At 36.4% G+C, this 11,785-nt stretch carries 10 protein-coding genes and 3 pseudogenes; 8 read left to right on the plus strand and 5 right to left on the minus strand.

All coding sequences use genetic code 11. The features are described from left to right. The first annotated feature begins 8 nt into the window (after positions 1-8). On the plus strand, positions 9-713 hold the full coding sequence (locus tag F955_RS16010; protein ID WP_001067784.1) for an IS6-like element IS1006 family transposase: 705 nt from the start codon (positions 9-11) through the stop codon (positions 711-713). A gap of 543 nt (positions 714-1,256) precedes the next feature. Here F955_RS16010 and repM read toward each other — a convergent pair. Beyond that, entirely contained in the window at positions 1,257-2,204 is a 948-nt protein-coding gene (repM, locus tag F955_RS16020) for a replication initiation protein RepM (RefSeq protein ID WP_026444494.1), read from the minus strand. Positions 2,205-2,597: 393 nt separating this feature from the next. On the opposite strand from repM, the gene F955_RS16025 reads away from it, so the two are divergent. The 3 genes and pseudogenes from F955_RS16025 to F955_RS16520 all read left to right on the plus strand — a co-directional run bounded on the left by F955_RS16025 (position 2,598) and on the right by F955_RS16520 (position 4,051). Next, entirely contained in the window at positions 2,598-3,236 is a 639-nt protein-coding gene (locus F955_RS16025) for an AAA family ATPase (protein ID WP_004897614.1), read from the plus strand. Positions 3,237-3,238: 2 nt separating this feature from the next. After that, a complete protein-coding gene (locus F955_RS16030) occupies positions 3,239-3,538 on the plus strand; it encodes a hypothetical protein (protein ID WP_004897615.1) in 300 nt (99 codons plus the stop codon). Positions 3,539-3,723: 185 nt separating this feature from the next. Then, positions 3,724-4,051, plus strand: a pseudogene (locus F955_RS16520) (transposase-like zinc-binding domain-containing protein). Positions 4,052-4,079: 28 nt separating this feature from the next. Here F955_RS16520 and F955_RS16035 read toward each other — a convergent pair. After that, a pseudogene (locus tag F955_RS16035) lies at positions 4,080-4,374 on the minus strand (transposase); the annotation flags it as partial. Between the two features lie 734 nt (positions 4,375-5,108). Here F955_RS16035 and F955_RS16665 point away from each other — a divergent pair. Beyond that, the gene (locus F955_RS16665) at positions 5,109-5,315 is read left to right on the plus strand and encodes a hypothetical protein (RefSeq protein WP_155757022.1); all 207 of its coding nucleotides are present in this window, start codon (positions 5,109-5,111) and stop codon (positions 5,313-5,315) included. 53 nt (positions 5,316-5,368) lie between these two features. Here the strand turns inward: F955_RS16665 and F955_RS16040 are convergent, their stop codons facing one another. Together F955_RS16040 and F955_RS16045 are read right to left on the minus strand one after the other, a co-directional pair. Further along, the gene (locus F955_RS16040) at positions 5,369-5,677 is read right to left on the minus strand and encodes an AzlD family protein (RefSeq protein ID WP_004897618.1); all 309 of its coding nucleotides are present in this window, start codon (positions 5,675-5,677) and stop codon (positions 5,369-5,371) included. Further along, on the minus strand, positions 5,674-6,384 hold the full coding sequence (locus F955_RS16045) for an AzlC family ABC transporter permease (RefSeq protein ID WP_004897621.1): 711 nt from the start codon (positions 6,382-6,384) through the stop codon (positions 5,674-5,676). The genes F955_RS16040 and F955_RS16045 overlap by 4 nt, the downstream gene beginning before the upstream one ends. A gap of 136 nt (positions 6,385-6,520) precedes the next feature. On the opposite strand from F955_RS16045, the gene F955_RS16050 reads away from it, so the two are divergent. Further along, positions 6,521-7,381 carry a LysR family transcriptional regulator gene (locus F955_RS16050; RefSeq protein WP_004897622.1) on the plus strand — a complete coding sequence of 287 codons (861 nt, stop codon included), beginning with the start codon at positions 6,521-6,523 and terminating at the stop codon, positions 7,379-7,381. A 181-nt stretch (positions 7,382-7,562) separates the two neighbouring features. Here the strand turns inward: F955_RS16050 and F955_RS16055 are convergent. Continuing rightward, positions 7,563-7,682: pseudogene (locus F955_RS16055) on the minus strand (transposase); the annotation flags it as partial. A gap of 874 nt (positions 7,683-8,556) precedes the next feature. Here F955_RS16055 and mobC point away from each other — a divergent pair. Then, a complete protein-coding gene (mobC, locus tag F955_RS16060) occupies positions 8,557-9,060 on the plus strand; it encodes a plasmid mobilization relaxosome protein MobC (RefSeq protein WP_004897626.1) in 504 nt (167 codons plus the stop codon). A gap of 3 nt (positions 9,061-9,063) precedes the next feature. Continuing rightward, positions 9,064-11,415: a relaxase/mobilization nuclease domain-containing protein gene (locus tag F955_RS16065; protein WP_004897627.1), complete on the plus strand. Its 2,352-nt coding sequence runs from the start codon at positions 9,064-9,066 to the stop codon at positions 11,413-11,415. Positions 11,416-11,785: the final 370 nt, after the last annotated feature.

An 11,785-nucleotide genomic window follows, 5' to 3' on the forward strand; every position in this document is an offset into this window, starting at 1 on the left:
TGCAGCATATGAATCCTTTCCATGGTCGGCATTTTCAGGGCGAAATCATTCTTTGGGCTGTGCGCTGGTATTGTAAATATGGCATTAGCTATCGTGAACTGCAGGAAATGCTGGCCGAACGGGGTGTGAATGTTGATCACACGACTATTTACCGTTGGGTTCAACGTTATGCTCCTGAAATAGAAAAACGTTTACGCTGGTATTGGCGTAATCCTACAGATCTGAGCTCGTGGCATATTGATGAAACCTATGTAAAAGTGAATGGACGATGGTCTTATCTGTATCGTGCAGTCGATCAACGTGGCGATACCATTGATTTTTATCTTTCTTCTAGACGTAATACCAAATCAGCATATTGTTTTCTTGGAAAAATTTTAAATAATGTGAAGAAGTGGCAAATTCCACAAGTGATCAACACGGATAAAGCACCCACATATGGACGTGCTTTATCACGGTTAAAACGGGAAGGTAAATGTCCACCAGACCTTGAGCACAGGCAGATTAAGTATAAAAATAACGTGATTGAATGTGATCATGGCAAGCTAAAGCGGATCATCAGGGCCACATTAGGATTCAAATCTATGAAGACGGCTTATGCCACAATTAAAGGTATTGAAGTCATGCGTGCACTACGTAAAGGACAAGCATCGTCATTTTATTATGGTCAGCCTCAGGGTGAAGTGTGTCTAATCAACAGGGTTTTCGGTCTCTAAGTACTTTTTTAAAGGGAACATCATCGACTCAAATCTCTATTTGCAACAGTGCCTCTTTAATTTTTCAGCACTGCACTCCCATATATGGACAAATCCCTGACAAGCATTACCGGAAGAGGTTCCATCTCATCACTCTCTGCAGGATTACATAGGTTGCGTAAGTTACATAAGTTATGTAACTTTATAATTTCATCTTCCTGGCAAATCAATCCAGATAAATTCTTCGTACTAGTGGAACATGTAATTTTCAGTGCTGCGCTTCCATATATGGACAAATCCCTGACAAGCATTACCGGAAGAGGTTCCATCTCATCACTCTCTGCAGGATTACATAAGCTCATAAGTTTCGTAAGTTACATAAGTTATGTAATTTTATAATCTTATATTCCTTATAGATCAGCTGCTAACTGTTTATGTAATAACCTTGCAATTAAAACACACACTTCTCAATAAAGACCAAATTATAGAACTAGGGTTACCAGGGCAGACTAAATTTTTCCTATAGGTTAGTCGTGTTCAAAATAAGAATTTCTATTATTCAGGTTATGATAACTTTTCCGATTTATATTTTTCTTTATAGCCCACTTTTAACAAATCCGGATAATACTTTTTTACCTTTTCAGGGTCGAGAAGTTCAAGTGAAATCCTTTCTTTAAACGCTTCGATCTCTTCGCCTACATTGGCATATTTCCCCCCGAATTCGGGATATTTGATAAGGTCACACAATTTTTGAGCGAAAAATATAGATTGTTTTGGTGTCAACTGATATGTCGGTTCCAGTATCTTATCACTAACAATTAAGGAAGCTTTTTGATTAAAAGAAAATTCGATATGTGTAATTGTTCTTCCTTCTTTTTTTTGCTCATAACTTACGTCGATATCAGTAAGTTTATTAATTTGATCTATGGCAACCGTCAATACACGCTTTTTGAAATCTCCCATGGTTTTATATTCATTTTCAAGTAGACCTAACTTATCACGCAATTCAACCATACTAATATATAGCTTGCCTTTGCTACGCCATCTAATCAAAAGTTCATACAGCCGTATAGCGTATACACTAGATAATTGAGAAATTTGCTTTAATTCATAACGAGTAAACTTTTCTTCAAGTTTTACAAAAAGCTGTAAAATATCAGGAGCAAAAATTAGTTGAGCGCATGCGGCTTCTTTAACATAGCCAACTTTTGATACCCAACGGCTTTTGTAGACCGCTGGCCTACCTGTAACAGGATCTATGGCCTTATAGGTGAGTCTACGTTCAAACAAGTTATCACACGCTCCCTGAAGAGCCTCATAGGCCGCTTGACGACCCAAATTAAAGTGCTTCATGTATTCAGACGCATGGATTGTTAGCAATGTATCCGATGTAAGCTCTTTTTCAATTTCCCTAGCTGCAATAATTGCAACTAAAATTAAGCGTTGTTCAGACAGAGTCAATGCATAAGATGCTTCAATCAAGTTATTGTCTTTATAAATCAGATTTGCCATATTGTGATTAAAGAAATAAGTTCCATTAATAGACATTAACACTTAATGTCCATTAATGGAAGATATATTTATGCCAAGAAAACGTCCATTTATATCAAGAAAACGTCCATTTAAATAAAGGAAAATGTCCACTTATTGTCAGGAAAACGTCCATTTAAATAAAGGAAAATGTCCACTTATTGTCAGGAAAATGTCCATATAAATCCTCTGAAAACTATACCGTATAAGGCATTCAAAGGTCCTATAAATATAAATTTAAAGATATATATAAAATTAAAAAAGAACATTACTTGTGGATAACTTTATTTTTTAACTTTATTTTTCACAATAGTTGATTCAGGAGATTGAAACTTGTACATTATTTTTAACAAAATTACGTAACTTACATAACTTATGATTATCTTGGTAGGTGGTGAAAAAGGCGGAGCTGGTAAAAGCTGCCTCGCCCAAAACTTAGCAGTTTATTTACAAAAAAAGAATAGAGATGTTCTGCTTCTAGATGCAGATCCTCAAGGTACAACGACTGACTGGATTAAAGAACGTGATGAAAATGAGGATTTAAAAAATATTCCATCTGTACAAGCTTCAGGCAATATTCGTCAAGTTTTAAAAGATTTATCAAAAAGATATGAAGATATTATCATTGATGCTGGTGGACAAGATTCGGAAGCATTGCGTTCTGCTATGACTATAGCAACACATATGCTATTGCCTTTTAGGCCTAAACGTAGAGATCTAAAAACTTTGGATCATATGGAACAAGTATTAAAACTGGCACGAGCAGTGAATCCAGATTTGAATGCAAGAGCAATCATTACACAATGCCCAACATTACCGTCACAAGTACAACGAATTTTAGATGCTAAAGAAGCCTGTGTATCGTTTGGAATAAAAGCCTTAGACCAAATCACGACAAATCGAAATGTTTATGATGATGCAGATGAAAATGGCTTATCTGTTTTTGAAGTAACAAGTGATCCTAAGGCAAAAGCAGAAATTGAAGGGATAGCTCAAGAGTTTTTAGGAGTATAATTATGGCAGGTCTTAGTGGTTTAAAAAAGAAAAATGACGAGCTTTCAGATCAGGATAAACTGGTTGAAAATTTCATATCTGGAGCTGATAAAAGAGTTAAGGATCTAGAAGTTTCACAAAAGAAATTCGTTCGTTGTACCTTTTCTTTAAACCAAGAATTAAGTGAATTAATTGATGAGCTGATTATCAAAAGTAATAATGCTCGTGTTAACAGATCTAGTATTGTAAGAATAGCTTTAGAGTCACTGGCAGAGCAGAATTTAGAAGATTTTAAGCAGTTAGTTGATAATAGTTTTAAATAAAATTGAGAATGGGTTATTTAATTTATAAAATTAAATAACCTAACTTCATAACTTCATAACTTCATAACTTCATAACTTCATAACTTCATAACTTCATAACTTCATAACTTCATAACTTCATAAAAAATTAGGTGGTGTTTTAAAAAGTATGCTGAAAAAAATATGGCTTTTGATAGAATAGAGGTATGAAAATAACGCTACAAATTAAATGTCCTACCTGTCTAAGTAATAATATAAAGAGAAATGGCATCAAAGTAGATGGGAAACAAAACCATCAGTGCAAAGATTGCAAACATCAGTTTATTGGTGATCATGGATTAAGCTATCAAGGGTGCAACTCAGGTATTACGAACCTTAAGTGAATCGACCTATCAGATTCGTCCTAAACAAAGTCACTACGAATGTCTTGAAGTCGATGAGCTTAGGAGAAGCTGTAATTTTTCGAAAAAGTTAGATAATCACTTTAAGGCTTTCGATTTAACCTTCTTCTACATCAATAATGGCTGCATTTAATCCCAGTATAATTTTTGAAACACCACCTGAAATCAATCATTATTTGTGTGGGTGGTCGAGCTCCGCTTGGGCAAAAAAAGCTTCTGCTTTACGAAGAATTTCATTCGCCCGTTGCAGTTCTTTATTCTAGTTTTCAAGTTGTTTGATACGTTGCTGATCTAAATGCATTTGATGCCTGGCACGAAGTTTTTCAGGAGTACAGCCAATCTTGCGAGAAATTGTTGTGATTGCAATTCAAGTCGAGGGATATAGTCTTTTTCGGGTTTGACAAGTAAGCGAACTGCTCTTTCTTTGATTTCAGGGGTATATTTGGGTTTTGTCATCGGAACCTTCTCTCAAGAAAAGTTGTCTCCAACAAACCCGGTACGGTTCAGTAAAAGAGCTGTCCAAATCACATTGCAGCCCATTAACATAGCTAATTTCATTTTTTATGTAACTGGAATACAAAGGCCCTTGTTTTAACAAGGGCCTTTGTATTAAATTTATTGGCGTTACAGTTAAATGATATTACCAGTATCTTTTAACGAAAGATCTGTAGAGCGGAAACTCGTACAGATAATCACCAGAGGCTTGTAACTGCCAGTTCCTCATATTTTAAGGAAATTATTCTTTTGTACAACCGTTTATATGTAAATTTTTTTGTACACAGTCTAATTTTTTGAGAAATTGCTTTGGTTTCAATGCCTCAGATATAAAAAATTTCGTTAAATGTGCTTCGTCATACAATTTAAACCCATCGGTTCGTTCACTACGTCTGTACAAAAGATTAAGTTTGTAAGTGCAACTGTTTATATGTTGGCTTGATCTTCTTCGTGGCTTTGATGTGCAGGTGGATAAGTGACGGCAGGCATCAAAGGCTAAAGATTTTATAATCGCTTTCCTATCTGAAGAATTGCACTGGGGAAAGGGCGCAGGGAATACGTTGGTCGATTGTTTAAGTGGCATGTTGGGTAGTTCCCTCGCCGAGATAACAAGCCAATGAGAGAGAAAGGCGTGTGCGGGTGGATAGTTAGATCCAAAATACTCTCTTGCGACTCAGACTAAACGCAATCTGAGCGTGTCGATTGAAAGCGAAAGGCGGCTCCATACCGTGAAGAGCGACAACGGCAATATTCAAATACCTGTGTCAATTTTTATTGGCGAAGGTAGGGTGAATATTGCCGAAATCTGCTCAGGACTCTCCACCCGTGATGAGCATCGCGAATCATGGGTGGAGAGTCCTGAGCAGATTTCGAGCATTAATAATCCTGTTGATAAATCATAAAAGCCCAACGCTTGTGTGTTTGGCTTTATCAAATCAATTGCAGGAGCTTATCCCTAAAACTGTCGTATAACAGCCGCAGTGATAATACCAGTCCCTATAGCAACTAGAGGTTTTTTGAAAATCACCGCTGTTATAGCTGTCGCTAATAATGCACATCGAGCACCAAGATCCCCCTCAATTGCAATTGGAGCCAATATAGCGACCAATACAGAAGCTGACATTGCGCTAATAAAACGTTGTATTCGGTCATTGATTGGGATAAAGGACATGATGAAAACACCACCCCAACGGGTGGCCAATGTTACAAGTGCCATAATGAAAATAATAAGTCCTACCGACTGTGTACTTATCTCTAAATTCATGCCTGTTTGTCCTTTAATAGCATACCAACAACGCCACCTACTAAAGCTCCAACAACAACATGAGAGTTTTCAGGTAAGTACCAATAAGCAAGTAATGAACTTATAGCTGCTGCTATCCATATACAGATAATTCTTAAATTTTTCTGCCCCCCAACAACCATTGACAGCAGAAAACAAGCCATAACCATATCTAGACCAAAATGGGTTGGGTTTTGAATAACACTACCAAAATATAAACCCAAACAAGTCCCTATTACCCAGAATAGCCATAGAGCAATTCCGCCACCAAATAAAATTCCAAGCCCTTGTTTTTGATTTTGAAATGCTTGTTGAGCGAATGCCCAATTCGCATCAGAAATGACTAATAGAATGCTATATCGTTTGAGTGGCGATAGATTCTTTAGCCAAGGGTATAAAGATGCACCCATTAAAATATGTCGTGCATTAATGAAGAAAATAGTCACTAGCAGAGGAATTAAAGACACACTTTGTCCCCATAATTCCAATGTGGCAAATTGAGCAGCGCCCGCAAATACAAAGGTACTCATCGAAATGATAGATAAAGGATCTAATCCAGTCTGAATGGCAGCTAATCCAAATGCAGCACCAAAAATTGCCACAAAAATAGAAATAGGAAGCAGACTTTTGAATCCTTTCCAGATAAGGTCATTATTCAATTTGCTAAGTTCTTGGTCTATGTTTGACACAACAGATCCTTGATATGAAAACCTTTTAAAAATAAAGGTGAGAGAGGAATTAAATTTTATAATCTATTTGAATTTATAAAAGCGAATAATTCAGTAGTATAGTATTCGTTTATCAAATATTAAAAGGTAGCGGTGAGTGCGTGATCTTCAAATTGATTGGCTAAAATGTTTCTTAGCTGTGGTTGATAAAGGCTCACTTTCAAGTGCTGCACCTGATTTAAACCGCTCTCAATCGGCTGTAAGTATGCAACTTAAAAAATTAGAAGAGGCCTTGCAATGTGAATTGGTTAAAAGATCAAGTAGACAGCTTCAACTGACATCACAAGGGGAGTTGCTTTTAGGTTATGCGAGAAGAATGATGGCTTTGCATAATGAAATACACAACGCCTTTCAGAATACAGAATTAAGTGGGCGCATAAGATTAGGTGTTCCTGATGACTACGCATCAACTTACTTAACACCAGTGTTAAAGAAGTTTTCTACATTACATCACAAAGTTGAAATTGAACTACATTGCGAGCAATCCACATCCCTTATTCCTCGTATTGAATCTGGTGATCTAGATTTAGCTTTAATCTCTAGAGAGCATTCACGCCAAGGAACTTTATTGTTTTATGAACCTCTTGTCTGGGTAGGTTCACCTCAGTTTGAAACTTGGAAAACAAGTCCTCTGAAAATTGCAGTATATGAAGATACAAGTTTAGCCAAACGTAATGCTATTCAGTCTTTAGCCCTCCAGGGGAAAACGTATCGGGTTGTATATAATAGTTCTAGTCTAGCAGGACAAATTGCTGCTGTTGAAAGTGGCTTAGCAGTCGCTGTATTCACACGTTGTAGTGTGCCACCCCATTTGAAAATTCTAGGTGCTGAACATGGGCTAGGACCACTAAAACCAATGCAAGTAGCAGTTTATCGAAGTCAAAAATCTCTAGAGTTTGAAGCTGTAAGCTATTTGCAGGACTTATTAATATCAACATTGAGAGAATCAATTGTATAAATAAAATGAGAAATTATCTTTATCCTACATTTAACTTGTCAGAAATTATTTAAGTGTCCAAGTAGAATAAGAATCAATGTCCAATGTTATGTGCGATTGAATGTTCAATTAAATAAGAATATCCAAACTTTCTGAGTCAAACCATTAATGAAGTATCCATACCGCCATATTTAGCACGCTATTTATAGAATGTAGCATTGCTCATGCCATGTTCACGGCAAAGAGTAGCGACAGGTGTACCAGATTCCGCCTGTTTCAGAATGGACATGATTTGACTGTCAATAAATTTAGATGTTTTCATACAGAATTTCCTGCTTGTATCTTAAGAGAAAATTCTACTTTTAGATCCTTTTATTTTTAGGAGGGGATTACCATCTGAACTCTTTAAAAGCAGCCTATGCAGAAATTTCTTGTTTGAAAAAGGCTGCTGCGTAATAAGTATTAATAAAATTTATGTATTAATTTCATAAGACAGAATAATAAATTTAAAAAATTGTGATGCACTTCACATACTGTCCGTTTCTAACAAAAAACCGTTCGTTTCTAACAAAAACAAAAGTGTTACATCCCCAAATTAAAACGTTACATGTCACGAGTTAAACCTGAAATTTGAAAGATAGATGTGTGTTATTTTTCTTCATTGTTAATTATTAATTAATTGATATTTATCTAAAATATTATTTTATTTAGCAGGGGAAACAAATTCATTGAAAATAAGAATACGATGCTGAAAACGATATAAATTTGATGAATAACTCAAAAATAAATAAAAAAACAAACCTCAACACATTTTTTAAAGAAATCTGCATAATTTCAAGCCAATTTCAAATTTTTTAAGATTTTTTAGATATAAATCTATATCAATGAACATTAATTCGAGATTGAACGCTGATTTACAACTCGTTTCCGTTTGAGAAATAAAGTAACTCTTTCAAAAAAATAGATGATTTCGTTCAAAAAAAATCGAAATTCGACGGATGGGATTTGAATTTTTTAATTCCTTTATGCTTGGGATTCAGGAGGGGAAATTGTTCTTAAAAAGAGCAGTTTATTAAGCAAGCCTACCTGTAGCTACAAAAAAAACTGCTGCGCAGTTTATTTTTGGTACGCAACAGGGCTTGTTAGGGGCGACCCCCTAAGACCCCAAAAAAACACCCTTTAAGCTGAGGCAAGTAATGAAGAAACCTAAACGTGACATTATTAAAAGACTCCGTTTTCTGCCCGCGCAAGCCGTACAACTGGAGTGGTTACTTAAAAAACAAAATGTCATTTTTACTGATTATGTACATGGTTTGATCAGATATGAGTTTCAAAAAAATATCCATGGCGTTTTAGAACAACAGAAAGAAGAGGAAGGGAGTGTTAATTTCAGAAAACGAAGACGAGGTGAAAAAAGTATTACTCGTCCAGCTCCAGCCATGGATCCACTCTTTCTAAGAGAGGTGGGCAGGATCGGAAATAATGTGAACCAAATAGCCCGCTCACTCAATTTTTTGTGTCTGGCTCAACAAAACCAGATACAACGATTTTCATTTTTAGAATGTGTGGAAATTTTGGAGCTTATTCAGATTGAGCTACATCAATGCCTAGATGCTATCCATCCTTATAAGTTATCAGATCAGGCATATAAGAAACAAAAAGACCGGGCGATTAAAATTGCCACGGATACATCGAGATAATTTATGTTGATCAAATTTTTGAATGTGGGAACAGGAGACCCGGGCAAAGCTGCTTCTTATGTTTTAGGCGAGAAAGATCATCAAGGAAACATGAGGGCAGGGGTGCAGATCTTGCGAGGTGATGCTGTCAGTTTTACTGCTTTGGCACGAAGTGTCCCATTTCAATATTGCTACACCTCAGCCGTGATTGCATGGTCACCCGAAGACCGGGTCACTGATGAACAGCTTCATGAAGTTTTAGATGTATTTGAAGAGCATGCATTTGCAGGTTTGAGCTCAGAACAGTATCACATGACCGCTGTTATGCACCTGGAAGATGACGGTTCGCGGCATCTACATATTCTTGTACCACGCGTTGAACTGACATCCGGCAAGTCTCTAAATATAGCCCCACCCGGCCACCACCATTATTTTGATCCTTTGCGAGACTTTTTTAATTACAAGTATGAATGGGCAAGGCCCGATGATCAAAAGAGATCAAAGGAGGCAAAATTATCAAATCATATCCATTTGCAAAATGCTGCTGCTGTCAAAGCCGGTCTGAAAGATGAGCCCAAAAAGACACGTGTTGAACTGATCAATCAGTTTATTGAACAGCGGATTTTATATGGGGTGATCAACAACCGGCAGGAGTTACTTACTTCATTGTCTGAACTTGGTGAGATCACGAGGGAAGGGCAGACGTACATTTCATTAAAAACAGACCAGGCAACAGATCGCTTAAGAGAGACTTATTATCATGACGGATTTTCATTCTCTGATTACAGAGAAAATCAAACAGGAACAGAAGCAGTTAAAGGACCACCAGGAGGCAATGAAGAATATTCAAACCAGCTCAAAGAATATATTAGCGAACTTAAGTCAGTTAGAAAAAAACGTTTTAAATATAACCAGAAATATTACCCCGCTACTTATAGAGGCAGAGGAGGAGCTGAAACTCAGCCAGCAGAATCACGAGAATTTGAAAACTCAGCTCAAAAAAACGATTCTCGAAGGTCAGCAGCTGGATATGGAGTGGACAGCTTTGCAGTGCATGAACCAGCTGCAGTTCGACGACATCAAAATAGTGATGAGGCAGCAGAAGCAGCAGCACGAAATTTATCAGGCAGACATGATAAAGAGTACAGAGTTAATGAACAGAATACTAAGCAGAATGAAAAGCAATACCGAGACTCTTCAACAGTTATATCTGGAACAGCAACAAGATGGCTTGCAAAAATTGCTGGAAATCAGGACAGCATGCCAGAAAATGCTGTGGTGCATTTTGATATTCGGCGGGTTCAGCACCCTCTCATTTCTAAACCTTTTTATATAAGCTCAGGAGAACAACATGCGAGAAACTCCGCTACACCAACTGAAAACTCAAATGATATGGGCACTGAAGAACGAGATTTCATTACAAGCCCAACACCTTCAAGAATATCAAGCAATAAAGCAGAGCTTGTTGAAAACGCAAGAATTGCAGAAAAATTATCAGCAGAAATTGCTGCAAGAAATAGAGTTATTGCAGCAAGAATTGAACAACAAAAACGAGATGCTGCAAAGCTATCAACAGAAATTATCAAAAGAAATCATATCGACCGAATTAGACAATATTTTAGTCAATTTGGAGCCAGAATTACTCACGGTCTTAAGCAATTATTTGGGCGGTCCCAACCTTCAAAAACTTATACAAGAGGAAATACAGAAAGCAATACAACCGCATATGAGCTCATTCCGACAATTGGACTCAATCGACTGGTCAAACATACAAGACGTCTTTTCTCTACAAAAATCACTCCAGCTCATCTTGGACGACTTCAAGAATATGAACGACAGGCTCAACAAACTCTTGAATTAATAAATCAAAAAATAGAGCGACAAGCGATTAGTATGTTTCTGCTCAAAATGCGGATGCAGAATCCGGACTTGTACTTAAATCTAGCGATAGATGAAGCAAGATCGGCAGAAAAATATTTAACGCGATTGACTGCAGTAAATGCGTCAATTGATGACCCGATTTTATCTGTGAGAATATATGTTCAGCGCGTGAAAAACAGCCTTTTCTATCTTGAAGGAGAGCTATCTAAAATGGACAGGCACGACTTGGATAACATGAAGGGTCTTTGCAAGGTTATAGAACATCAAAGTGAAATGCTAAAAAGTTATAAAGCTATAAAAAGGTATCCCAGGGTACTCATAGATCGTGAAGTTAAAGAGCAAATTTATATATCCATTAATAAGTTAGAGAAACATATCTCTATTCGCGAGAATGAGTTGAAGAGGACTGCTGTTCATCATCATGAATCATTGAAATCAGTATTAGAGGTAAAACAGTCTAAAAAAGATAATGGGTATGATTATGATCCATTTTAATTAATGATATTTATACCTATTTTCAATATCTTAATACCGATTTCTATAAAGGAAGAGCTTATAGAAATCGGTATTAAGGTATTTTAACTTTTTTAATCCGAAAACTTGATGAGTGGAAAAGTATGACCGACAAAGTATTTCGAATTTAAGCATTCAATATCATGAATGAAAAGGTATGAAAGACAATATAAATCAATAATTTATAATAAAATTTGATTATTTTAAATACACCAATCATCCTTTAGAGTGGAAAAAAAGACCGACAAGTATCTGATGAGTGGAAAAGTATGACCGACAACAATCTGTATGAGCATAAAAGTAATATAGATATTTAAAATCAATAACTTATATTTTTTATTGCTGATTTTTC

It is taken from the genome of Acinetobacter schindleri CIP 107287 (genome assembly GCF_000368625.1).
Classification (GTDB): domain Bacteria; phylum Pseudomonadota; class Gammaproteobacteria; order Pseudomonadales; family Moraxellaceae; genus Acinetobacter; species Acinetobacter schindleri.